Below are 23,450 nucleotides of genomic sequence, written 5' to 3' on the forward strand. Positions count from 1 at the left end.
TACGCGACGGCGGACCGGCGTCCCGCGCTCACCGCACCGTGATGAACGCCTCCGGGTCCCGTGCCCCCCGTGCCGAGGGCACGACCGCCGCCCGCCCGATCGCGACAGCGCCCAGCGGATCCCACGACTCCGGCAGGCCCAGCACGTCGCGCACCACGTCACGGCAGAACATCGTCGACGAGACCCACGCCGAGCCGAGCCGTTCGCCCGCCAGCGCCACCAGGAAGTTCTGCACACCTGCGCCCGCGGCGACCACGAACATCTCGCGCTCCGCGGTGTCCCGTCGCTCGTCCCCGTACGTGTGACAGCCGTCCATCACCAGGCACGGCACCACCAGATACGGCGCCCGGCGCAGCACATCGCCCCGCCGCACCCGCTTCGCGATCGACTCCTCGCTCTTCCCGTCCCCGCGCAGGTCCGCGACCCATGCCTCCCGCATCGCGTCGAGCAGCCGGGTCCGCGACGCCTCCGACTCCAGCAGCACGAACCGCCACGGCGTCGTGTGGTGCGGAGCGGGCGCCGTCACCGCCGCGGCCACGGCCCGCCGCACCGCGCCCGGGTCCACGGGATCGTCGGTGAACTCGCGCACCGTGCGCCGCAGGGTCACCGCCTCCCGCACCGCCTCGGACGTGCCGAGCCGGAACATGTCGTCGGCCGCGCCGCGCACCAGCGCCCGTGCCCCGCCTGCCGAGTCCGCCGAGTCCGCCGGGTCCACGACATGGCCGAGCCCGCGCACCACCGCGACCGGCAGCCCCGACGCCTTGCCCTTGACCAGGTCACCGGCGGCGGCCAGTTCGTCGGCGGTGGCGACCACAGTCGCGCTGAGCGGATTGCCGTACGCGTCCGTCCCGCCGCGCAGATCGTCCAGCACCCGGACCCCGGCCGCTCCGATCGCGACATCGGTGAGCCCGCTGCGCCAGGGGCGTCCGAAGGTGTCCGTGACCACGACCCCGACCTCGACACCGAGGGCGTCGCGCAGCCCGTCACGGATCGCGCGGGCCGAGCCGTCCGGGTCCTCGGGCAGCAACAGCACCGTCCCGGCGGGGGTGTTCGAGGCGTCGACCCCGGCCGCCGCCATGACCAGGCCCTGCCGGTTCTCGACGATCCGCAGTGTGCCACGCCGCGCCACCACCCGTACCGTCTCGGCGTCGATCGCCGCCTCCCGGTCGGCGGCCTCGACGATCCGGCCCTCCGCCTTGGAGACGATCTTCGACGTGACGAGCAGCACGTCCCCGTCGACCAGTCCCGGTTCGGTGGCGGCGATCAGCTTGGCCAGGTCGTCCCCGGCCCGCACTTCGGGAATCCCGGGCAGCGCCCAGACCCGGTACGAGGGCGCCCCGCCGGATGCCGCACCAAGCGCCTCACCGGATGCCGCAGCGGCGCGGGGCGCACCGGCGCTCATGCCCGTACCTCCTCGGCCAGTTCCAGGGCCCGCCGGGCCATCTCCGCCGTCGCCTCGACGTCCGTCATCATCAGCGGCACGGCACGGCAGCGGATGCCCGCGGCCTCCACCTCGTCGACCGCCGCGGCGTCCACCGTGTCGACGAGCCAGCCGTCGAGCAGCCCGGAGCCGTAGTGCTTGGCCACGGCCGCCGCCGTCGACTCCACGCCCACCGCGGCGAGTACCTTGTCCGCCATGCCGCGCACGGGCGCGTTCCCGACGATGGGGGAGAGGCCCACGACCGGTACTCCGGCCTCGGCGATCGCCTCCCGGATCCCGGGCACGGCCAGGATCGTCCCCACCGACACGACGGGGTTGGACGGTGGGAAGAGGACGACATCGGCATCCGCGACGGCCTCCAGCACGCCCGGCGCCGGCTTGGCCTGCTCGGCGCCGACCGGCACGATCGCCTGCGCCTCGACCGAGGCGCGCAGCTTCACCCAGTACTCCTGGAAGTGGATCGCCTTGCGTTCGCCGTCCAGATCGACGGCCACATGCGTCTCGACCCGGTTGTCGGACATCGGCAGCAGCCGGACGCCCGGCTTCCACCGCGCGCAGAGAGCCTCGGTGACGGCGCTCAGCGGATAGCCCGCGCCCAGCATCTGCGTACGGACGATGTGTGTGGCGAAGTCGCGGTCGCCGAGGCCGAACCATCCGGGCCCGACCCCGTACGCCGCGAGTTCCTCCTTGACGTGGAAGGTCTCGTCCGCGCGCCCCCAGCCCTGCTCCTCGTCGATGCCGCCGCCGAGGGTGTACATGACGGTGTCGAGGTCCGGGCAGACCTTCAGCCCGAACAGATGGATGTCGTCGCCGGTGTTGCCGATGACCGTGACGTCCGCGTCGGGCGCGGCCCGTTTGAGGCCGCGCAGAAAACGAGCACCACCGATACCACCGGCCAGAACCACAATGCGCATGCCCAACAGTCTGTCAGGCGGAGCCTGGTCCTTGTGGGGGTGGCGGTGGGTGACGGGCGGGACTGTCAGGCGGAGCCTGGTCCTTGTGGGGGTGGCGGTGGGTGACGGGTGGGACTGTCAGGCGGAGCCTGGTCCTTGTGGGGGTGGCGGTGGACGATGTATGCGACGGGTGGGGAGTCAGCCGCCCACGGCGTCCGCGGCCGTGGGCACGGTGCCGGCGCTCACGGGCACGGCGTTCACGGTCTGCGGGGCGTGGTGCGCCGCGTGCATCGGCATCTCGGTCAGGCCCGGGTAGTAGATGTGCAGGCTGACGGCCGGTTCGAGGGAGTCGTTGATCACCTCGTGCACGGAGCCGGGCGCGAAGACTCGCTGTGCTCCGGGGGCCAGCGCGCGCGTGCCGCGTTCGGCGTGCTCGGTCAGTCGGCCGTCCAGGACGGTCAGCAGCCCGGAGGACGGGCCGTGGTCGTGGCGCCCGGTGCCCTGGCCGGGAAGCCAGCTCAGCAGCCAGATCTCGTAAGCGGGTGCGGTCCTGCCCGCCCGGCCGGAGCCGAGCTCCCGGGGAACGGCGCGCAGTCGGTGGTACCAGCGGGTGGTGGCGTCATAGCGGATGAGCGGCGCCCACTGCGCGCGGTCGGCGGCGATACGGCGGGCGAGCCCGGCGAACTCGGCCACGGTGGACGGGTGCTCGCGGGCGGGCTGGAGGAGGTGCTGGACCTCAAGGATGTCGCCGGCGATCTGAAGGTCGCTGTCGCTGTTCATGGAAGCGGTGATTCCTCGGCATGGGGTGCATGTGCGGGGGCGCGGAAGGACACCGGAGAGCCGTACGAGCGCCGGGAAGGGAGCCTCTGCGGAAGAGAGGAGACCTCGGCGGACACGCCTTGCGCGGATGCTCTGCGGTGGGAGCCTTGCGGGAGGGGCTGGATCAGAGCCGGAGCCCTAGGGCATCAACAGCTGTGACAGCGGGAACAGCGACAGCGGTCCTGGGCGGGCGTGCGGAACCCACGGACATGGGTGGCGTACGTCGCTGAGATCGCTGGCATGGGGCCAAGGAGACCGGCTCAGCCCTACTCGTGTCAACTTGATGTCTCATTTGTGAGTAATGTTTCACCCCATTCGCCTGAATGGGGTGAAGAAAGGTTTATTCAGCCACGGTGGCGGAGATGTGGCGCATCAACCGCACCGGTAAACCCCGTCGGGCCTTCGTGATCTGCCTGTGATCTTGATCGCTTCGACGGCCGGGCCGAAACGTGGAGGCGGCCTGACTCGTCTCCTCTGTTGAGGGGGTGTGAGGCGGTCGACGGTAGATGTCAGCTTTTTGCTGATTTGCACACTTTCCGCATACCCTTGGTTCCGCAGAGTGAATACCGGAGCCGATAGCAGATCCTCGCTTGACTGGCCTGGAGATACACACTTGTAATTTCACTCGTGTCGTTCGGCCGTCATCAGCAACGGCTGCATCACGGGCACGCAAGAGACAGACGAGGGGCGCACATGACCGAGCTGTTCCAGCAACTGCTGGTCGAGGACGCGGACGAGGAACTCGGCTGGCAGGAGCGCGCACTGTGCGCCCAGACCGATCCCGAGTCCTTCTTCCCTGAGAAGGGCGGATCCACCCGCGAGGCGAAGAAGGTCTGCCTCGCCTGCGAAGTGCGGTCCGAATGCCTTGAGTACGCCCTTTCCAATGACGAGCGCTTCGGCATCTGGGGCGGACTCTCGGAGCGTGAGCGGCGTCGCCTGAAGAAGGCCGCCGTCTGACCTGAGGGAGATCGCCGCCCCGAGGCCGTCGCCACCACCGCCCACTGGCCGTGAACGCGGCGGGCGGAGCGGCCAGAGACGGCGAGGGAGCGATGCCGACGGGCATCGTGACCGTGCGTCACAAGAGTCCTGCACGGCAACCGCGCCACACCTCACAAAGGCCGGACGTCCGGATCCGCGACCCACTGGACCTCCGGACCTGCCAGACCCACCAGACCTCCGGACCCGCCGTACGACCATGGCCCGTCGCCCGCCCCTCCTCGCGGATGACGGGCCATCGGCGTGTGCCGCGCTCCGACGTGTCGTCACCCACGGTGCGACCTGTGCTGTCCGCTCCCGTGCGGCCGTCCGTTCGCCGCCACCCGCCCCCGTGCAGCCCCTCGCCCGTCACCCCCGCTCCCGTGCCGCGCGTGATCGCCCCGCAGCCGCTCCGGTCCGCCCCGGCCACCCCGCTCCCGGTCACCCGTCGGTCGTTCCGCACCCTCGTCCGTCGGCCGTTCCGCCCCCTCGCCCGTCGGTCGTTCCGTCTCCCGCTCCCCGGTCCGACGCCGTCCGCGGTCACCCCGCCGCGCGCTCCGACGCGTGCGCGGTCGTCCTTCGGCGGCCACCGTTCGAGCGCTCGGCGCCAGCGGGTGAGCCGTAGCGTTAGTGTGGGGGCCCGTCCGAGACGCGCCAACGCCCCGACGGAGCGCGCGCGTACACCGATGCAGCCCCTGGGGGAACGCCCCCGGACCCGGCCGGAGGGCCCGTACCTCGATGTCCGTGCACAGTCAAAAGGCGGCGCCGTACGCGGCTGCCGTCGCCCCCGAGTTCCCCCGGCATGTCGTCACCGCCGTGCTCGTCTCCCATGACGGCGCGCGCTGGCTGCCCGACGCGCTCGCCGGACTGCTCAAGCAGGAACGCCCCGTACAGAACGCCATCGCCGCGGACACCGGCAGCGCCGACGACTCCGCGCGGCTGGCCACCGAGGCGCTCGGCGCCGACCGCGTCCTGCACCTCGCGCGGCGCACGAGCTTCGGCGCCGCCGTCGACGAGGCGGTCCGCACGGCCGGTGCCCTCACCGCCGACGACCTGCCGTACCTGAAGCGTCCCGACAACTGGGACCCCGTCACCAAGACCTGGCGCGACGACACTTACGACCTCCCCGAACTCCCGCACGGCGAGCCGGTGCAGTGGCTCTGGCTGCTCCACGACGACTGCGCCCCCGCGCCCGATGCGCTCACCGAACTGCTGCGGGTCGTCGACGGTGACCCGCACGCCGCGATCGTCGGCCCCAAGCTCCGCGGCTGGTACGACCGCAAGCAGCTCCTCGAAGTCGGCGTCTCCATCGCCAACAGCGGCCGCCGCTGGACCGGCCTCGACCGGCGGGAACAGGACCAGGGCCAGCATGACCAGGTCCGCACCGTGCTCGCCGTCTCCACCGCGGGGATGCTGATCCGCCGTGACGTCTGGGAGGAGCTGGGCGGGTTCGACCACGCGCTCCCGCTGATGCGCGACGACGTCGACCTGTGCTGGCGCGCGCACGCCGCCGGACACCGGGTGCTGGTCGCCCCCGACGCCGTCCTCCGCCACGCCGAGGCGTCCGCCCGCGAACGCCGCCCCATCGACTGCGGCGCGGGGCGCTCCGTCGCGTCCCCGCACCGCGTCGACAAGGCCGGCGCCGTCTACACGATGCTGGCCAACGCCCGCGCCGCGGCGCTGCCCTGGGTGCTGCTCCGGCTCGTCGTCGGCTCCCTGCTCCGCGCCCTCGCCTACCTCGTCGGCAAGGCGCCCGGCCCGGCGGTCGACGAGATCATCGGGCTGTTCGGCACCCTGCTCCGCCCCGGACGGATCATCGCCGCCCGGCGCTCCCGCGGCAGAGGCGTCGTCGACCAGGCCGAACTGCGCGGCCTCTTCCCGCCGCCCGGCGCCACCATCCGGGTCACCATCGACCAGGTGGCCGGGAGATTCGGCAACCGGTCCGACGCCGACTCGGGCGGTTCCCGGCACGGTGCGGTGGAGTCCGGCCCCGGCGGCGACGACGCCGATTTCCTGGAGATCGAGCAGTTCGCACGATTGAAGCGGATCGGGCGCAAGCCCGGCCCGGTGCTCTTCGCCGTCCTGCTCCTGGTCTCGCTCGTCGCCTGCCGCGGACTGCTCGGCGGCGGCACGCTCGCGGGCGGCGCCCTGCTGCCCGCCCCCTCCGACCTCTCCGACCTGTGGGGCAGATACGCGGACGGCTGGCACCCGATCGGCACCGGCGGCACCCAGACCGCGCCGCCCTACCTCGCCGTGCTCTCGGCCCTGTCCGCGGTGTTCCTCGGCTCCACCGGCTTCGCGCTGACCCTGCTGCTGGTCTGCTCGGTACCGCTCGCCGGGCTCACCGCGTACTTCGTCTCGCGCCCGCTGCTCCCGTCCCGGCTGCTGCGGGCCTGGGCGAGCGTCGCGTACGCCTTCCTGCCCGCCGCGACCGGCGCCCTCGCGACCGGCCGCCTCGGCACCGCCGTACTCGCCGTCCTGCTCCCGCTGATCGCCCGCGCCGCCGTTTCCGCGCACGGCATGCGCGCCACCGGCGACGCGCGCGGAAGCTGGCGTGCCACCTGGGCCTACGCCCTGCTGCTCACCGTCGCGATGGCGTTCACCCCCATCGTGTGGCCGATGGCGGTGGTCCTCGGAATCGGCGTGCTCGCCCTGCGCCGCCACGACATCACCGCGTACGCCCTCCGCTTCCTCGCCGCGGTCGGCACGCCGATGCTGGCCCTCGCGCCGTGGTCGCTCTCGCTCCTCACCAGCCCGTCCGGCTTCCTGAAGGAGGCAGGTCTGGACCTCGGCACGGGCACGGCCTCCGCGCTCGACCTGCTCGGCATCAGCCCCGGCGGCCCCAAGGCGGCGGGCGGCGTGCTGATGCTCGGCATCGTGTGCGCGGCCCTGGCGGCCCTGCTGCGCGCGGAACGGCAGTTCGCGGTGCGTACCGCGTGGGCGACGGCGCTGGTGGCACTGCTCTTCGCCGTGTTCGCCAACGGCTCCGGCTGGGCGGGCCCGGCCACCCTGGTCTACGGCATCGCGCTGCTCACCGCCGCTCTGGTCGGCGCGGACGGCGCACGGGTGCGCGTCGCCGAACTCAGCTTCGGTTGGCGCCAGCCCGTCGCCGTGCTGATCGCGCTCGCCGCGGGCCTCGGCCCGGCACTGGCGGCCATCGGCTGGATGATCGGCGGCGCCGCGGGACCGCTGGAGCGCCGCGACCCGGTGCAGGTGCCCGCGTTCGTCGCGGAGGAGAGCGTAACCCGCGACCAGCCGCGCACCCTCGTCCTCGGCGGCACCTCGCCCGCCGCCGTCTCTTACACCCTGGTGCGCGGCTCCGGCGCGCGGCTGGGCGACGCCGAACTGACCGAGGCCGGCGGGACCAACAGCCATCTCGACAAGGTGGTCGCCAATCTCGTCGCGGGCTCGGGCGCCGACCAGGGCAGCCAGCTCAGCGGATTCGCGATCCGCTACGTCCTGGTCCGCGACGGTGCCCCGAAGGAGATGAGCCGCGTCCTCGACGCGACCCCGGGCCTCAGCCGACTGAGCCAGCTGGACGGCAGCGCGCTGTGGCGGGTCGACCGGCAGGTCGCGCGCATCATGATCGTCCCGTCCGAGGCCGGTGGCGAGCAGCTTCCGGTGGGATCCCTCCCCGTCGACGCGCACACCAAGATCCCGGCGGGCGGTTCCGGCCGGATGCTGCGGATCGCCGACGCCGCCGACCCGAACTGGCGCGCCACGCTCGACGGACGTGCCCTGACCCCGAAGACCGTCGACGGTTGGGCCCAGGGCTTCGAACTGCCCGCCGAGGGCGGCACGCTGGACCTGACGTACGACACGCCGTTCACCCACACCGCCTGGCTCTGGACCCAGTGCGCCCTGGCTGTGGTGCTGGTGGTCCTGGCGCTGCCGGGCCGCCGCCGGGAGATCGACGACGACCTGCCCGAGGAGGGCATGGCCGTCGCCGCCGAACCGGTCGAGGGCGAGGGGCGCCGGGCCCGCAGGCTCCGCGCCGCGGCCCTGGCAGAGGCCGAGGCGGCGTCGGCCGGGAACGGCGGGGAGACCGAGGGCACGGCGGGGGAGTACGTCCCGGCCCAGCGGACCGACGACCCCCGGACGGGGCCCGAGCCCGGGCGGACGGACGGTCAGGAGACCTACGCCCCGGGGACCGACACGGGCCAGGACGGCTACGCGCCCGGCGCCGACGGCGACCCGTACGCGGCACCGCAGCAGCAGTACGGCGAATGGGACCCGAACCAGTACCAGGACGCGGGCCACCAGCCGTATCCGAACGCCCCTTACCAGGACGCCGGATACGGCACACCGCAGGAGCACCAGCACACCGTGGATCCGTACGCGCAGCACGGCTCCTACGACCCGAACGCCTACGACCCGTACGGCTACCCCCAGCAGCACCAGCAGCACCAGCAGCACCAGCAGTACGACCCGCAGGTCCCTCAGTACGACCCGCAGGCGGCCCCGTACAGTTCGGCCGGCTACGGCGAGCAGGGCGGGTACGAGCCGCAGAATCCCGACGAGAACCCCGCCGCGGGCCAGAATCCGTGGCCGACCGGTAACGCATCGCGAGGCGAGTCCGAGTGAAGTCCAGCAGTCTGTCCCTCATCGCGGGCACCGTAGCCCTCGCAGCCGTCACCGGATTCGCCGCGCTCACCGCACCCGGCGAGACGAACGCGGCGGAACCGAAGGCGGCCACCCGGCTGCCGGTCGAGCGTTCCACCCTGCTCTGCCCGGCGCCCGGCCGCTCGGACCTCGCGGAGACGACGTACACGACCGTCACCCCGGCCGCGGACGGCGCGGGCGGCGGAGGCGAGGCCGGTACGGCCGAACTGACACAGTCCAACGGCACAGCGGGCGGAACCGGGAAGGACGCGGGGGACAAGGACAAGAAGAAGGACGAGGAAGACAAGAAGGGTGAGAAGGGGGACAAGAAGGCCGACCCCGCGAAGCCCGTCCTCTCCCTGAAGGAGCCCGGCCGGCCGGCCATCGCCGAGGTCTCGGGGGCCGATGCCCCCGCACTGGTCGGCACCGCCACCGGACGGCTGGCCCCCGGCTGGGCGGCCCAGCAGACCACCCTGGTCGAGGCGGGTTCCCGCGGCCTGCTCGGCGTCAGCTGCTCCGCCCCCGGCACCGACTTCTGGTTCCCCGCCGCGAGCACCGCGAAGTCCCGCGAGGACTACGTCCACCTCACCAACCCCGATGACACCGCGGCCGTCGCCGACATCGAGCTGTACGGCCCGGACGGCAGCCTCAAGTCGGACGTCGGCGAGGGCATCACGGTGCCCGCGCGGTCGGGCGTCCGCGTCCTGATCTCCACGCTGACCAGCGAGGCGGTCGAGGACGTGACCGCCCACGTCACCACCCGCACCGGACGCGTCGGCGCCGCCATCAGGACCGCCGACGACACGACCGGCAGCGACTGGCTGGCCGCCTCCGTCTCCCCGACCGGCACCCTGGTGCTCCCCGGCATCCCGGCGGACGCCACATCCGTCCGCCTGGTCGCCTTCGCGCCCGGCGACGCCGACGCCGATCTGAAGGTCCAACTGCTCGGCACGAACGGCCCGATCTCACCGTCCGGGAACGAGAACCTGCGCGTCAAGTCACGGATGACGGCGGGCGTGGACCTGAAGGACATCACCAAGGGCGAACCCGGCTCACTGCTGCTGACCCCAGTGAAGGGCGGCAAGGGCACCCCCGTGGTGGCCGCGCTGCGGGTGGTCCGGGGCAAGGGCGACGGCCGGGAGGCCGGCTACATCCCGGCGACCGGTCCGGTGGGCGCGCAGGCCACTGGGGCGGACAACCGGGCCAAGGGGTCGACCCTCTCGCTCACCGCTCCCGGCGCCACCGCCACCGTGAAGGTCATCGCCTCCGCGGGCAGCGACGGCGGCGAACAGGTGGTCAAGACGTACACGGTCAAGAGCGGTACGACCATCGCGGTCACCCCGCCCGTGCCGTCGGGGCTCAAGGGCGGTTACGCGCTGACGGTCCGTACGGAGTCGGGCGGTCCGGTCCACGCCGCGCGCACGCTCAGCCTCCCGAAGGACGGCGTCCAGATGTTCACCGTGCAGACCCTGCCGGACGACGGCGGAACGGTGGCGGTTCCCGAGGCCGTGCAGGACCTGTCGGTCCTGGACGACTGAGCCGCGACGGGGCCGCGGGCGAGGCCCGACGGGGTCGCCGGGCGAGATGTCCCGACAGGGCCGCCGGGCGAGGAGTCCCGACAGGGATCGCCCGCCCGCGGCCCGTCGCCTTCAGGCCGCCCGTGCCGCCGCGCGCGTACCGCCCGTCGGCTGGGCGGCGCCGTGCCGCGTCCCGAGACCTCGTGCCGCCCGCGTGCCGCGCGTTGCCTCTCAGCGGCCCCGTCCGGACCGCCTGTTCCCGCCCTTCCCACTCTCTCTTCTCTGCGCTCTCTGTGCTCTCTGCGGTTCTTCCGCCGCCCGCTGTTCCTGCCCGTACCGCTATTCCTGCCCGTACCGCGGATCCACCGACTCCGGCGAGAGCCCGAGCAACTCCGCGACCTGCTCCACGACGACCTCATGCACCAGCAGCGCGCGCTCGTCGCGGCTCTTGGCGCGGATCTCGACGGGCCGGCGGTAGACGACGATCTGGGCGGGCCGGTTCTTCTCCGCGGACGTGGCGCGCCCCAGCGGCACGGTCTCCCCCCGCACTTGAGACGCGTCGGCCGACGGCACGTCCAGCACCATGAAGTCGACATCGGCCAGCTGCGGCCAGCGCCGCTCCAGCCGCTCCACGGAGTCCTGCACAAGATCGCGGAAGCCTTCCGCCCTGCTCACCGACAGCGGCACCTGCGGTGGGGCCAAGGGCCCACGCATGCCGCGGCCATGCCGGTCACGGCGGCGTGGACGGGGCTCGGACGGGTGGGGAGGTACGGGACTGTCCATCACCGACGCAGCGTAACCCCCGGTGGGGCGGACGGATCGTCACTCCCTGACGGAGCGTCGGCCTGTCCAATCATGAACAATCCGGCCAAACAGCAGGCCGTTTCAAGCCCAGCTCGTGACCGTTGTTCCCCTGCTGAATGACAGCTTTTATGTCGAGTGACGACCGGAATCGCCGCCGCTGTGACCTGCGTTTCTTTGTTTCTCCGCAGGTCAGGAGGTGGTCCGAAAGGCGGTTGTGCTGGACGTCACAGGGCGACACGGTGGGGTGACCTGGGGGAGAGTCGTCGCAGCCCGCTCAAGAGTGCGGTACCGTCCAACATCGTGAGCCCTGTACGTCGCTGTTCGCGCACCGCGTGCGGCCGCCCTGCCGTCGCGACACTGACGTACGTCTATGCCGATTCGACCGCGGTCCTCGGTCCGCTCGCCACCTACGCCGAGCCCCACTGCTACGACCTCTGCGCCGAGCACAGTGAGCGGCTGACCGCGCCCCGTGGCTGGGAAGTCGTCCGGCTCTCCGACCCCTCCGCTCCCACGCGCCCCAGCGGTGACGACCTCGAAGCGCTCGCCAACGCCGTCCGGGAAGCAGCGCGACCGCAAGAGCGCGGTGGCGAGGGCCGGAACGGCGGCCCGCAGGCCGCCGACCCGATGGAGGTCGCGCGCCGCGGTCATCTGCGGGTGCTCCGTTCCCCGGACTCCTGAGTCGGTTCGCGGACTCACGGACCGGTCTCCGGTCCACGGTCTTCAGAGGTGGTCCGTCCTCCCGGTCCGGCCCCGCTCCTCCCCGATACCCGTTTTTGCGGCCCCGGTTTTTGCGGCCCCGGGTTCTTTCCGCCATACCGAAGTCGTCCATACCGAAGTCGTCCGGATCCCCGGTGACCTGCTGGAATCATTGCCGGGTAGTTTGGGCGGACCGCAGAGAACTCAGGAGGACCGGCCCGTGGCTGCTGACCTGTCGCAGATCGTGAAGGCGTACGACGTGCGCGGCGTGGTGCCCGACCAGTGGGACGCATCGCTGGCCGAACAGCTCGGAGCGGCCTTCGTCGAGGTGACCGGCGCGGATGCCATAGTCATCGGCCACGACATGCGGCCCTCCTCGCCGGGCCTCTCGGGAGCCTTCGCGCGCGGTGCGACGGCACGCGGCGCGGACGTCACCCTGATCGGCCTCTGCTCGACCGACCAGCTCTACTTCGCCTCCGGCAGCCTCGGCCTCCCCGGCGCGATGTTCACCGCCTCGCACAACCCGGCCCAGTACAACGGCATCAAGCTCTGCCGGGCTGGCGCCGCGCCCGTGGGCCAGGACACCGGCCTCGCCGAGATCCGTGCCCTGGTCGAGAAGTGGTCCGAGACCGGCGCCCCGCAGCCGGTCGCGAGCCCCGGCACCGTCACCGAGCGGGAAACGCTCCCCGACTACGCCGCGCATCTGCTGTCCCTGGTCGACCTCGGGTCGATGCGCCCGCTGAAGGTCGTCGTCGACGCGGGCAACGGCATGGGCGGGCACACCGTTCCCACCGTCCTCGCGGACCTCCCCGTCGACCTCGTGCCGATGTACTTCGAGCTCGACGGCACCTTCCCCAACCACGAGGCCAACCCCCTCGATCCGAAGAACCTCGTCGACCTCCAGGCCCGTGTCCTGGCCGAGGGCGCCGACCTGGGCCTCGCCTTCGACGGCGACGCGGACCGCTGCTTCGTCGTCGACGAACGCGGCAGGGGCGTCTCCCCGTCAGCGATCACCGCCCTGGTCGCGGCCCGGGAGCTCGACCGCAACGGCGGCAGCGGCACCGTCATCCACAACCTGATCACCTCGCTCTCGGTCCCCGAGGTCATCCGCGAGCACGGCGGCACCCCGGTCCGCACCCGCGTGGGCCACTCCTTCATCAAGGCGGAGATGGCCGCGCACGGGGCGATCTTCGGTGGCGAGCACTCCGCGCACTACTACTTCCGCGACTTCTGGAACGCCGACACGGGCATGCTCGCCGCGCTGCACGTGCTGGCCGCGCTCGGAAGCCGGCCCGGCCCCCTGTCCGAACTGGTCGCCCAGTACGACCGCTACACCGGCTCCGGCGAGATCAACTCCACGGTCGCCGACCAGCCGGGCCGCACGGCCGCGGTACGCGCGTCCTTCGCGCCCCGCGACGGCGTCACCACCGACGACCTGGACGGCCTGACGGTCACGAGCCCGGACTGGTGGTTCAACCTGCGGGCCTCCAATACGGAACCGCTGCTGCGCCTGAACGTCGAGGCGCGCGACGAGCGGACGATGGCCGCCGTACGGGACGAGGTGCTGGCCATCGTCAGGGCAGCCCCCGCCCCGGCCGACGTCTGAGCCGCCCCCGACCCGTCCGGGGACTGAGCCGTCCCCGGCCTGCCTGGGAACTGAGCCGCACCCGGCCTGCCTGCTGTCCCGGGGTCGGCGGTCTGTCCGGTGTCGGGGTTCGTCGCCGCGAATCCGGTATCCGGGCCGCCTCCGGCCGGTCTCGGTCTCTCCGGCGGCCGAACCGCAGACCGCGCCGGGCCGCTCCCGGTAGCCCCCGCTCCCCGTTGCCCCCGCTCCCTGTTGCCCCTGGTCTCGGCAGCCCCTGGTCTCTGCGACGAGCGACCCGTTTCCGGTCTGCCCGGCGACCGAACACTCCCAGCCTGTCCCGTGAGCAAGCCGCCTCCGGCCCGCTCGGTGTGCGAGCCGTGCTCCGGCCCGCCCGGCGTTGGGGACGTCCCCACCTTCGCCCCCTGCGTCACATGCCATGTGTCACACCGCGCGTCACACACCACGCGCCCGAGTCGCGCACCGGCTCGTCCGGGACCGCGGGGCGGAGCCGCAGCACGACGGCCCCGGTGTCCGGAAGAGCCGGAAGGGCCGGAGAGGCCGGAAGGAGGGGCTGGGGGCCGGGGCGGGGCGGGTCTTGTCCGGGCCGCGTCCCGGGCACCCCGGCGGTAGGCTGACGTCGCCCGATCCGCGTGCGGGCGAACCGCTTGCCCGAACGCCCGAAGATGCCTGAAGGGACCCGCCCATGCCGCTCGAAGCCGGCCTCCTGGAGATCCTCGCCTGCCCGGCCTGCCACGCTCCGCTCGACGACCGGTCGGCGGCTGACAGCCCCGAGCTGGTGTGCACCGGCGAGAACTGCGGCCTGGCCTACCCGGTACGGGACGGCATCCCCGTCCTCCTCGTCGACGAGGCCCGCCGCCCGGAGTAGCCGACGCGACCCCGGCCCCCCGGCAGCGGGCATCAGGCCCGAGTCCGGGCAGCCGGGCCCGCGCATCCGTGCCCGAAACCGCACGGTGATCAGCAGATGATCATGATCAGCAGGTGATCGGAGGACCGTCCCCATGCTCGACGAGTCGCTGCTCGAAGCCCCGGACGCCCTGGCACGGGCCGACCGCCGCGGCCTGCTCCGCGGCGCCGCCGAAGCCGGGGCCCGGGTCCGCACCGCCGCCCGGCACGCGGCCGAGGCCGGGATCGCCGGGCTGACTCCGGAAGGCCGCCCCCGTGCCGTACTCGTCGCGGGCTCCGGCACCGCCGCGGTGGGCGTCGCCGACCTGATCACCGCCCTGGCAGGCGCCTCCGCACCGGTCGCCTGCATCCGTCCCACCGGAGTCGCGCCCGCCGCGGGCGCCCTGCGCTGGGCGCTGCCCGGCTGGGCCGGCTCCATGGACCTGCTGCTCGTCGTCACGGCCGACGGAACCGAGCCGGGTCTCTCCCTCCTCGCCGAGCAGGCATACCGGCGCGGCTGCAGCGTCGTCGCCGTCGCCCCCGGGCGGTCACCGCTGCGCGAGGCGGTCGACGGTCGAGGACTCCTCGTACCGATGGCCACCGCCCCTCACGGCGAGTACGACGCGGAGACATCGGCGGCCGGACCCGGCACGCTCTGGGCCCTGTTCACCCCGCTGCTGGCTCTGCTCGACCGGGTCGGCCTGGTCACGGCTCCCCCCGAGGCCCTGCAGGGCCTCGCCGACCGCCTCGACCACGCCGCGGAACGCTGCGGTCCGGCCATCGCCACGTACAGCAACCCGGCGAAGACCCTCGCCGCCGAACTCGCCGACAGCCTTCCCCTCATCTGGACCGAGGGCGACACGGCGGGCCCGGTCGGCCGCCGGTTCGCCGCGGTCCTCGCCGAACTGTCCGGCCGCCCGGCCCTCGCGGCCGAGCTCCCCGAGGCCCTTCCCGCCCACGGCGCACTGCTGGCGGGGGCCTTCGCCGCCGGGGCCGACCCCGACGACTTCTTCCGCGACCGGGTCGAGGAGCCGGACCCCCTGCACACCCGGGTCGTCCTGCTCCGCGACCGCCCCGCCGGCGGCCTCAGCGCCGCCCCCGCCGCCCGCGAACTGGCCCTCGGCCACGACACGGCGATCAGCGAACTCGAACCGGACGACGGCACGGAGCTCGAAGCCCTCGCCGAACTCCTCGCGGTCACCGACTTCGCCGCCGTCTACCTGGCGCTGGCGTCGTCCTCCCGCGCCTGACCGCCGTGCCCGCGGCGTCCGCCCGCCGCCCCGACCACCACCCGGACAGCATCCGGCCATTGCCCGGCCATCACCAGGACACCATTCGAGCCGTCCCGCACACCACACTCGCCCCAGACACCCCCGATCCGCGTACCCAACGAGGATCACGCATCCCACGAGCACGAGGACGAACCATGGACCGGCTCTCCAACACCGTCCGCCCGTACGCCTGGGGCTCCACCACCGCCATCCCGGAGCTGCTCGGCGTCGCCCCCACCGGCGAACCCCAGGCCGAGCTGTGGATGGGCGCCCACCCCGGGGCCCCGTCCCGCCTCGTCCGTACGAGCGCGACCGGCGAACCCGGCCCCGAACAGTCCCTCAACGAGGTCATCGCCGCCGACCCCGAGCGTGAACTGGGCCGGGCCACCGTCGAGAAGTTCGGCCCCCGCCTGCCGTTCCTCCTCAAACTCCTCGCCGCGGGCGCCCCGCTCTCCCTCCAGGTCCACCCCGGCCTCGCCCAGGCCAGGCAGGGGTACGAGGACGAGGAACGCCGGGCCGTCCCGATGGACGCCCCCCACCGCACGTACAAGGACCCCAACCACAAGCCCGAGCTGATCTGCGCGCTCACCCCCTTCGTCGGCCTGTGCGGCTTCCGTCGGCCCGCCGAGGCCGCCGCGACGATGGCGGCCCTCGGCGTCGACTCGCTCAAGCCGTACGTGGACCTCCTCGGCGCCCACCCCGAGGAAGCGGCCCTGCGCGAGGTCCTCACCGCGATCCTGGGCGCCGAGCCGGCGAAGACGGCCGAGACCGTGAACGAGGCCGCGGCTGCCGCCCAGCGCCTCGGCGGAGCCCTCGCCCCGTACGCCCGGATCGCACACCACTTCCCCGGCGACCCCGGCGTGATCGCCGCGATGCTGCTGAACTACGTGGAGCTCCAGCCCGGCGAGGCCCTGTTCCTCGGTGCCGGCGTCCCGCACGCCTACCTCGACGGCCTCGGCGTCGAGATCATGGCGAACTCCGACAACGTGCTGCGCTGCGGGCTGACGCCCAAGCACGTCGACGTGCCCGAACTCCTGCGCGTCGTCCGCTTCGAGCCGACCGAGCCGGGCGTCCTGCGCCCCGAGGCGTCCCCGTCGGGCGAGGAACTGTACGAGACGCCCGCGGACGAGTTCCGGCTCTCGCGCTTCGACCTGTCGCCGGGTGCCGAGCCCGTCGGCCTGACCCGGGACGCCCCGCAGATCCTGCTGTGTACCGCGGGCGCCCCGAAGGCGGGCGCGATCGGTCTCACCCCCGGCGCCTCGGTCTTCGTACCCGCCGGGGAGGCGACCGAAGTATCCGGTACGGGAACTCTGTTCCGTGCCACCGTGGGGGTCTGACGAATCCTCCGCATCAGGCGGCTGCGACAATGTCCCGCCGTACCGCAGCACCGAAGGACCGGAGAAGGGACACCAGGCACCCATGAGTGCGTCAGGCGGAACCAAGGCGATCGTGGCGGCACTCGGCGCCAATCTCGCGATCGCCGTGGCCAAATTCGTAGCGTTCCTTTTCAGTGGCTCGTCGTCGATGCTCGCGGAGAGCGTCCACTCGGTCGCCGACTCGGGAAACCAGGGACTGCTGCTGCTCGGTGCCAAGAAGGCCCGGCGCGAAGCCACCCCCCAGCACCCCTTCGGCTACGGCCGCGAGCGCTACATCTACGCCTTCCTCGTCTCCATCGTGCTGTTCTCGGTCGGTGGCATGTTCGCGCTGTACGAGGGCTATGAGAAGGTCACGAACCCGCACGCGATCGAGTCCTGGTACTGGCCGGTGGGTGTGCTCGTCTTCGCGATCGTCGCCGAGGGCTTTTCCTTCCGCACGGCCATCAAGGAGTCCAACGAGACCCGCGGCTCGCTGTCGTGGAAGGAGTTCATCCGCCGGGCGAAGGCCCCCGAGCTCCCGGTCGTGCTCCTGGAGGACTTCGGCGCGCTGATCGGTCTGGTGCTCGCCCTCGGTGGTGTGGGGCTGTCCGTCGCGACCGGCGACGGGGTGTGGGACGGCATCGGCACCCTCTGCATCGGCGCCCTGCTGATCGTCATCGCGATCGTGCTCGCCGCCGAGACGAAGTCCCTGCTGCTCGGCGAGGCCGCGGGAACCGACCAGGTCGAGAAGATCAAGGCGGCCGTCGTCGACGGCGACACGGTCACCCGGGTCATCCACATGCGCACGCTCCACCTCGGCCCGGAGGAACTGCTGGTCGCCGCCAAGATCGCCGTGCAGCACGACGACACCGCCGCCGAGGTCGCCCGCGCCATCGACGCCGCCGAGGCCCGTATCCGCGACGCCGTCCCGATCGCCCGTGTCATCTACCTGGAACCGGACATCTACAGCGAGGCGGCCGCCGCGGCCGGCACCAGCCCCGGCAAGGCCCCGGGCGGAGCACCGAGCCCCGGCTCCGGTACCGGTGCGTCCCACGGCTGAACCCCGGGCGCTCCGAAGAACGCCGGTCACAGACCCGCTCGGCTTCGGTCACCGACCCGCCCACCGCCCGCATGCGCTTTTGGACCCTTCCCCCGTCGGGCCATCCGTCCTCTGCCCACACCGCCCATTCAGCGGCGTGTCCCACCGGGTCACGGTCTTCGGCCGCTCCGTCCCGCCGCCTCGATTCACCATCTGGTCCGTTTCCGGTCACTCGCGGTTCCGGGCGGGCTGGGAGAGCCCCGAGCGATCGGTGTAGATTCGACGGCAGTGTCAGACGTCGCTGCTGATGGCGGTCGATCGGTCCACATGGGCCGGCCGAGGGAGAGAGGGCCTCCGACGGACTGTGCTGCGAACGCCCGGGCATTCGTGTGCCCACGCACCGCAGAGCCAGCCGCCCGCCTCGACACCCATCACGAGGAGCAGCCCGTTATGACGACGGCCCCCGACCACCAGGACTTCAAGGTCGCCGACCTCTCCCAGGCCGCGTTCGGCCGCAAGGAGATCACCCTCGCCGAGCACGAGATGCCCGGCCTGATGTCGATCCGCAAGGAGTACGCCGCCACGCAGCCGCTGGCCGGCGCCCGCATCACGGGCTCACTGCACATGACCGTGCAGACGGCCGTGCTGATCGAGACCCTGGTCGCCCTCGGTGCCCAGGTCCGCTGGGCCTCCTGCAACATCTTCTCCACCCAGGACCACGCCGCCGCGGCCATCGCCGTCGGCCCGGACGGCACCCCGGACAACCCCCGGGGCGTCCCGGTCTTCGCCTGGAAGGGCGAGACGCTCGAGGAGTACTGGTGGTGCACGGAGCAGGCCCTGACCTGGCCGAACACGCCCACCGGCGGCCCCAACATGATCCTCGACGACGGTGGTGACGCCACCCTCCTCGTCCACAAGGGCGTCGAGTTCGAGAAGGCCGGTGCCGTCCCGGACCCGTCGACCGCCGACAGCGAGGAGTTCGCCCACATCCTCTCCCTGCTGACCCGCACCCTGGGCGAGTCCCCGCAGAAGTGGACCCAGCTGGCGTCCGAGATCCGCGGCGTCACCGAAGAGACCACGACCGGTGTGCACCGGCTGTACGAGATGCACCGCGACGGCACCCTCCTCTTCCCGGCGATCAACGTCAACGACGCCGTCACCAAGTCCAAGTTCGACAACAAGTACGGCTGCCGCCACTCCCTGATCGACGGCATCAACCGCGCCACGGACGTCCTCATCGGCGGCAAGACCGCGGTCGTCTGCGGCTACGGAGACGTCGGCAAGGGCTGCGCGGAGTCGCTGCGCGGCCAGGGCGCCCGCGTGATCGTCACCGAGGTCGACCCGATCTGCGCGCTCCAGGCGGCGATGGACGGCTACCAGGTCACGACGCTCGACGAGGTCGTCGACAAGGCCGACATCTTCGTCACCACCACGGGCAACAAGGACATCATCATGGCCTCCGACATGGCCAGGATGAAGCACCAGGCCATCGTCGGGAACATCGGCCACTTCGACAACGAGATCGACATGGCCGGCCTCGCGAAGACCCCGGGCATCGTCAAGGACGAAGTCAAGCCGCAGGTCCACACCTGGACCTTCCCCGACGGCAAGGTGCTCATCGTGCTGTCCGAGGGCCGCCTGCTCAACCTGGGCAACGCCACCGGCCACCCGTCGTTCGTGATGTCCAACTCGTTCGCCGACCAGACCCTGGCCCAGATCGAGCTGTTCACCAAGCCCGAGGAGTACCCGACCGACGTCTATGTGCTGCCCAAGCACCTGGACGAGAAGGTCGCCCGCCTCCACCTCGACGCGCTCGGCGTCAAGCTGACGACGCTCCGTCCCGAGCAGGCCGCCTACATCGGCGTCAAGGTCGAGGGCCCGTACAAGCCCGACCACTACCGCTACTGATCCGGACTGATCCGACCCGTCGGCGACCGCGGACACGGCCACCGGTCGCGCGCGACACCACCGACGCGGCACCGCCGATCGGTGACGGTCGGCCGATCGGCCGCCGACGGACGGAACAGCCCAAGCAGCGGCCCACGGGCGCAGGCCCCCGCACCCCCGTGTCGGGGGCCTGCGCCCGTGGCGCAGCCGCTCAGCCCGAGGAACCCCGAAGGACCCCATGCCCCGCGGTCGGTATTCGCTCCACGATCTTCACGACCACTCCCTCCTCGGCGAAGAACACTTCCACTGCGCCCCCGGTCCCTCCGGCTGGCGCTACATCTCCCGGACCACCACCCCTTCCGGCGAGCACCGAGGTTCCGTCGATCTGACCCTCGACGACCTGGGTCGCCCCATCCGTCTCGAACTCCATGCCGCCGGCTGGCAGGTCCGCGGTGCCGCCCTGGACGGCGTCACCTGGGTCCGTACCGACCCGACCGGGGCTCGTGCCACCGAAGGCAATGTGCGCGCCCACGCCTTCACCGGCACTTCGCCCGCGTTCCTCGTCGCGACGTCACGACTGCTGCGTCTCACCCCCGATTCCCCCGTGGCCCGCGTCCGCCTGGTCACCTTCACGGACCCGGTTCTCGCCCCCCGCACCGTCGACCAGTCCTGGGCCCTGGTGAAGAGTGAAGCGCACGCCACTGACAACGGCCCCCTGACCGTGGACGAATACCAGGTCAGCGCCCTGGACACCGGCGAGCGGCACACCGTTCACATCGCCGGGGACGTGGTCCTCGCGGCCCCCGGAGTCGAACTCGAGGACCTGGACGCGCCGCCCTCGGCGAGCTAGTGCCGCTCCCGGCGACGTTTGCCCCGTCGCGACGCCCGGCACTTCCCCAAGCTCTCGGCTCCGCTCGGGCAGGGGGGACCCCATGGCTCGCCGCGTCGGCCGAAAGCCCACGTAGCCCTTCGGGGCCCACCGCGTCAGGCGGGCGGCGCGAACCCCGTCGGGGCGGATCCCGCACCGCCCTGCTCCACCGCCGGGGGCACGGCGACACCCGCCCCCGCACCGCCCGTATACGACGTCGGGGCGGCCGACACCGGCGGCACGGCCCTGCCGTCCGACAGCCCCGCGTCCCCGGTATTCCCCATCTGCCCCGCACGCCCGTGCCCCGGATACCCGGCCGCTCGATTCATGAGCGAGACCGAACCACCGGGCGCACCCGGCGTCGCCCCGAACACGGCCTCGCCCTGTGCGGTGGTGGCCACCATCCGCCGGGTGTCCCGTGCCTGCCGTTCGTTCACCACCGCCGCGAGATACGCCCCGGCGGGCACCCCCTCGGGCGCCGGAACCCCGGTGCGTGTCGCCAGCTCCCCGGCCAGTCGTTCCGCCATTGCGTGGCCGATCTGCGCGTCGAGCTGGTGCATCCGCGTCAGGTACTGGCGTATCGCCAGCCACAGACCGTCCGGCACCGCCGACAGGTCCAGCGCCGAGAACCGCCCGACCAGCCATGGCGGCGGAGGCGGCACGGCCGCCGCGCGCCCCGCCGGTACCCGCTCCCGCACGACGAGCGTCCCCGCGAACACGTCTCCGAGGCGCCGTCCTCGTTCCGACACCAGCGAGGCGACGCAGGCGACGACCCCGAACGTCAACAGGATCTCGACGAACCCCATGGCCCCGCGCATCAGCGCGTGCCGGAAACGAATCGGTCCTCCGTCGTCCCGGACCACCCGCAGCCCGCAGGCCAGCTTTCCCAGTGAACGACCGTGGCTGAGCGTCTCCACCGCGATCGGCCCGCCTACCAGCACCAGAAGGAAGACGGCGACCGACAGCGCCGCGAGCGCCGCCTCGTCCAGCGTCACCGTCGTCACGGCCAGTCCGATCGACACCAGGACGAACACCGCGCCCAGCACGAAGAGATCGATGGCCAACGCCAGTGCCCGACTCGGCAGTTTCGCCGGCTGCAGACCCAGTACGACCGCGTCCCCGGTCACCAGCTCACTCATCGCCGCCCCATCCCTCGCCGGTCTTCCCTGCCGCCCCGGTCCCTCAGTCTGCCAAGCTGACCCGCAACGCGCCGCCGCGGTACGCCCTCGTACGCACCCTTGCCTGGAGCAGCAGCCGACCATGGACCTCGATGTCTTCGTGAACGCCCACCGCACGGAGTGGGACCGTCTGGACCACCTCCTGCGCCGTGGACGTCGGCTCACCGGTGAGGAGGCCGACGAACTCGTCGAGCTCTACCAGCGCACGGCCACCCATCTCTCGCTCGTCCAGTCCAGCGCCCCGGACGCCGGGCTCATCGCGCGCCTCACCCAGCTCGTGGCCCGTGCGCGGTCCGTGGTGACGGGCACCCGCCGGGCTTCCTGGCGCGATGCCGCGCGCTTCCTGACCGCCGGATTTCCGGCCGCCGTCCACCGCTCCCGGCACTGGTGGGTACCGACGGCCGTGCTCTCCACGCTGCTGGCCGCGATCATCGGCTGGTGGATCGGTACGCATCCCGAGGTCCAGTCGGCCATCGCGGCCCCGGACGAACTCCGCCGGCTGACCAGCCCCGGCGGGGAGTACGAGACCTACTACTCCAGCCACCCCGCCGCGTCGTTCGCCGCGCAGGTATGGACGAACAACGCCAGGGCCGCCGCCATGTGCCTGGTCCTGGGCGCGTTTCTGGGCATTCCGGTGATCTGGATCCTCTTCGTCAACGTGCTCAGCCTCGGGGTCGGCATCGGGCTGATGTCCTCGGCCGGCCGACTGGACGTCTTCCTGGGCCTGATCCTCCCGCACGGACTGCTTGAACTCACCGCGGTGTTTGTCGCGGCGGGCACCGGCCTCCGGCTCGGCTGGACAGTCATCGACCCGGGCCCGCACAGCCGCCGCTCGGCCCTCGCACAGCAGGGTCGGGCGGCGATCGGTATGGCCATCGGCCTCGCACTGGTCCTGTTCGTCTCGGGCGTCATCGAAGGCTTCGTCACCCCCTCCGGCCTGCCGACCTGGGCACGCATCGCCATCGGAGTCGCCGCCGAGGCGGTCTTCCTCGCATACGTCCACATCCTGGGCGGTCGAGCGGCGCGAGCGGGGGACCAGGGCGACATCGACGCCGCGGAGCGCAGCGCCGAGCTGCCGGTCGCAGCCTGATGTGCGTGTACTGCCGCTGACCTGCTAGTCTGCTCATCTCCCCAGAAGACCGTTGACACGGTCGGCTGGGGGAGGTAGATTCTAACGGTTGCCGGGACTGGACAGGTCCGGGCCAGGCGGTTAGCCTCTACAACCGCATCTCTGTGGGAAGCGATTTCTGCAGGATCTTTGATTCTCTCAATCCAGATCGTTTGACCGTCCAGAACGGTCGAATGTTTCTGATAAAGTCGAATCAGCCGAAAGGCGAAGGCCTTCCAACGGCCACCGGAATTGGAATTCGGACCGGAAACGGAACGGAAAAAGAATCTGGTACAGTTGGGCTCGATAGAAAGGGAAACGCGAAAGCGTGGATCTGGAAGTCGGGAAACCCGTTTCGACCGGGAATCGGACGCGAAAGAGTCTGATAGAGTCGGAAACGCAAGACCGAAGGGAAAAAGCCCGGAGGAAAGCCTGGACCGGATGGTCGGGGTGAGTACGAAGGAAGCGTCCGTTCCTTGAGAACTCAACAGCGTGCCAAAAGTCAACGC

At 72.0% G+C, this 23,450-nt stretch carries 17 protein-coding genes; 12 read left to right on the forward strand and 5 right to left on the reverse strand.

Annotated elements, in window-relative coordinates:
• Nucleotides 1–28: 28 nt before the first annotated feature.
• The 3 genes from ACIHCL_RS16720 to ACIHCL_RS16730 all read right to left on the reverse strand — a co-directional run bounded on the left by ACIHCL_RS16720 (nucleotide 29) and on the right by ACIHCL_RS16730 (nucleotide 3,114).
• Nucleotides 29–1,402 (reverse strand): coenzyme F420-0:L-glutamate ligase, encoded by a 1,374-nt coding sequence (locus tag ACIHCL_RS16720; protein ID WP_399862259.1) that lies wholly within the window; start codon nucleotides 1,400–1,402, stop codon nucleotides 29–31.
• Entirely contained in the window at nucleotides 1,399–2,355 is a 957-nt protein-coding gene (cofD, locus tag ACIHCL_RS16725) for a 2-phospho-L-lactate transferase (RefSeq protein WP_399862261.1), read from the reverse strand. Before cofD ends, ACIHCL_RS16720 begins: the two co-directional genes overlap by 4 nt.
• A gap of 177 nt (nucleotides 2,356–2,532) precedes the next feature.
• Nucleotides 2,533–3,114: a cysteine dioxygenase gene (locus ACIHCL_RS16730; protein WP_399862262.1), complete on the reverse strand. Its 582-nt coding sequence runs from the start codon at nucleotides 3,112–3,114 to the stop codon at nucleotides 2,533–2,535.
• Between the two features lie 732 nt (nucleotides 3,115–3,846).
• Here ACIHCL_RS16730 and ACIHCL_RS16735 point away from each other — a divergent pair.
• The 3 genes from ACIHCL_RS16735 (at nucleotide 3,847) to ACIHCL_RS16745 (ending at nucleotide 10,268) form a co-directional block, all read left to right on the forward strand.
• The gene (locus tag ACIHCL_RS16735) at nucleotides 3,847–4,110 is read left to right on the forward strand and encodes a WhiB family transcriptional regulator (protein ID WP_030927001.1); all 264 of its coding nucleotides are present in this window, start codon (nucleotides 3,847–3,849) and stop codon (nucleotides 4,108–4,110) included.
• Between the two features lie 756 nt (nucleotides 4,111–4,866).
• Entirely contained in the window at nucleotides 4,867–8,712 is a 3,846-nt protein-coding gene (locus ACIHCL_RS16740) for a glycosyltransferase (RefSeq protein ID WP_399862263.1), read from the forward strand.
• Entirely contained in the window at nucleotides 8,709–10,268 is a 1,560-nt protein-coding gene (locus ACIHCL_RS16745) for a DUF5719 family protein (RefSeq protein WP_399862265.1), read from the forward strand. Before ACIHCL_RS16740 ends, ACIHCL_RS16745 begins: the two co-directional genes overlap by 4 nt.
• A gap of 318 nt (nucleotides 10,269–10,586) precedes the next feature.
• Here ACIHCL_RS16745 and ACIHCL_RS16750 read toward each other — a convergent pair whose 3' ends face one another.
• The gene (locus tag ACIHCL_RS16750; protein ID WP_399862267.1) at nucleotides 10,587–11,030 is read right to left on the reverse strand and encodes a metallopeptidase family protein; all 444 of its coding nucleotides are present in this window, start codon (nucleotides 11,028–11,030) and stop codon (nucleotides 10,587–10,589) included.
• A 321-nt stretch (nucleotides 11,031–11,351) separates the two neighbouring features.
• Here ACIHCL_RS16750 and ACIHCL_RS16755 point away from each other — a divergent pair, with 321 nt between their 5' ends.
• From ACIHCL_RS16755 to ACIHCL_RS16790, 8 genes are all read left to right on the forward strand, one after another.
• A complete protein-coding gene (locus tag ACIHCL_RS16755) occupies nucleotides 11,352–11,729 on the forward strand; it encodes a DUF3499 domain-containing protein (protein WP_399862269.1) in 378 nt (125 codons plus the stop codon).
• A gap of 238 nt (nucleotides 11,730–11,967) precedes the next feature.
• Nucleotides 11,968–13,353, forward strand: coding sequence for a phosphomannomutase/phosphoglucomutase (locus tag ACIHCL_RS16760; protein WP_399862270.1), 1,386 nt, complete (start codon nucleotides 11,968–11,970; stop codon nucleotides 13,351–13,353).
• 682 nt (nucleotides 13,354–14,035) lie between these two features.
• The gene (locus ACIHCL_RS16765) at nucleotides 14,036–14,218 is read left to right on the forward strand and encodes a Trm112 family protein (protein ID WP_399862271.1); all 183 of its coding nucleotides are present in this window, start codon (nucleotides 14,036–14,038) and stop codon (nucleotides 14,216–14,218) included.
• A 133-nt stretch (nucleotides 14,219–14,351) separates the two neighbouring features.
• Nucleotides 14,352–15,485: an SIS domain-containing protein gene (locus ACIHCL_RS16770; RefSeq protein ID WP_399862273.1), complete on the forward strand. Its 1,134-nt coding sequence runs from the start codon at nucleotides 14,352–14,354 to the stop codon at nucleotides 15,483–15,485.
• Nucleotides 15,486–15,661: 176 nt separating this feature from the next.
• Complete coding sequence (manA, locus tag ACIHCL_RS16775) at nucleotides 15,662–16,843, forward strand: mannose-6-phosphate isomerase, class I (protein WP_399862275.1); 1,182 nt, start codon at nucleotides 15,662–15,664, stop codon at nucleotides 16,841–16,843.
• 82 nt (nucleotides 16,844–16,925) lie between these two features.
• Nucleotides 16,926–17,921: a cation diffusion facilitator family transporter gene (locus ACIHCL_RS16780; protein WP_399862276.1), complete on the forward strand. Its 996-nt coding sequence runs from the start codon at nucleotides 16,926–16,928 to the stop codon at nucleotides 17,919–17,921.
• Nucleotides 17,922–18,350: 429 nt separating this feature from the next.
• Nucleotides 18,351–19,808: an adenosylhomocysteinase gene (gene ahcY, locus ACIHCL_RS16785; RefSeq protein ID WP_399862278.1), complete on the forward strand. Its 1,458-nt coding sequence runs from the start codon at nucleotides 18,351–18,353 to the stop codon at nucleotides 19,806–19,808.
• A gap of 217 nt (nucleotides 19,809–20,025) precedes the next feature.
• Nucleotides 20,026–20,637 (forward strand): hypothetical protein, encoded by a 612-nt coding sequence (locus ACIHCL_RS16790; RefSeq protein ID WP_399862280.1) that lies wholly within the window; start codon nucleotides 20,026–20,028, stop codon nucleotides 20,635–20,637.
• Between the two features lie 134 nt (nucleotides 20,638–20,771).
• On the opposite strand, the gene ACIHCL_RS16795 is transcribed toward ACIHCL_RS16790, so the two are convergent.
• Entirely contained in the window at nucleotides 20,772–21,794 is a 1,023-nt protein-coding gene (locus ACIHCL_RS16795; RefSeq protein ID WP_399862281.1) for an RDD family protein, read from the reverse strand.
• Nucleotides 21,795–21,915: 121 nt separating this feature from the next.
• Here ACIHCL_RS16795 and ACIHCL_RS16800 point away from each other — a divergent pair, with 121 nt between their 5' ends.
• Nucleotides 21,916–22,923: a stage II sporulation protein M gene (locus ACIHCL_RS16800; protein ID WP_399862282.1), complete on the forward strand. Its 1,008-nt coding sequence runs from the start codon at nucleotides 21,916–21,918 to the stop codon at nucleotides 22,921–22,923.
• Nucleotides 22,924–23,450 lie beyond the last annotated feature (527 nt).

The organism is Streptomyces sp. NPDC052042 (assembly GCF_044548345.1).
Classification (GTDB): domain Bacteria; phylum Actinomycetota; class Actinomycetes; order Streptomycetales; family Streptomycetaceae; genus Streptomyces.

Coding starts and splice junctions, on each gene's coding strand:
- ACIHCL_RS16720 (WP_399862259.1), bottom strand. CDS start 1,402: ATGAGCGCCGGTGCGCCCCGCGCCGCTGCGGCATCCGGTGAGGCGCTT.
- cofD (WP_399862261.1), bottom strand. CDS start 2,355: ATGCGCATTGTGGTTCTGGCCGGTGGTATCGGTGGTGCTCGTTTTCTG.
- ACIHCL_RS16730 (WP_399862262.1), bottom strand. CDS start 3,114: ATGAACAGCGACAGCGACCTTCAGATCGCCGGCGACATCCTTGAGGTC.
- ACIHCL_RS16735 (WP_030927001.1), top strand. CDS start 3,847: ATGACCGAGCTGTTCCAGCAACTGCTGGTCGAGGACGCGGACGAGGAA.
- ACIHCL_RS16740 (WP_399862263.1), top strand. CDS start 4,867: ATGTCCGTGCACAGTCAAAAGGCGGCGCCGTACGCGGCTGCCGTCGCC.
- ACIHCL_RS16750 (WP_399862267.1), bottom strand. CDS start 11,030: ATGGACAGTCCCGTACCTCCCCACCCGTCCGAGCCCCGTCCACGCCGC.
- ACIHCL_RS16765 (WP_399862271.1), top strand. CDS start 14,036: ATGCCGCTCGAAGCCGGCCTCCTGGAGATCCTCGCCTGCCCGGCCTGC.
- ACIHCL_RS16770 (WP_399862273.1), top strand. CDS start 14,352: ATGCTCGACGAGTCGCTGCTCGAAGCCCCGGACGCCCTGGCACGGGCC.
- manA (WP_399862275.1), top strand. CDS start 15,662: ATGGACCGGCTCTCCAACACCGTCCGCCCGTACGCCTGGGGCTCCACC.
- ACIHCL_RS16780 (WP_399862276.1), top strand. CDS start 16,926: ATGAGTGCGTCAGGCGGAACCAAGGCGATCGTGGCGGCACTCGGCGCC.
- ahcY (WP_399862278.1), top strand. CDS start 18,351: ATGACGACGGCCCCCGACCACCAGGACTTCAAGGTCGCCGACCTCTCC.
- ACIHCL_RS16790 (WP_399862280.1), top strand. CDS start 20,026: ATGCCCCGCGGTCGGTATTCGCTCCACGATCTTCACGACCACTCCCTC.
- ACIHCL_RS16795 (WP_399862281.1), bottom strand. CDS start 21,794: ATGAGTGAGCTGGTGACCGGGGACGCGGTCGTACTGGGTCTGCAGCCG.
- ACIHCL_RS16800 (WP_399862282.1), top strand. CDS start 21,916: ATGGACCTCGATGTCTTCGTGAACGCCCACCGCACGGAGTGGGACCGT.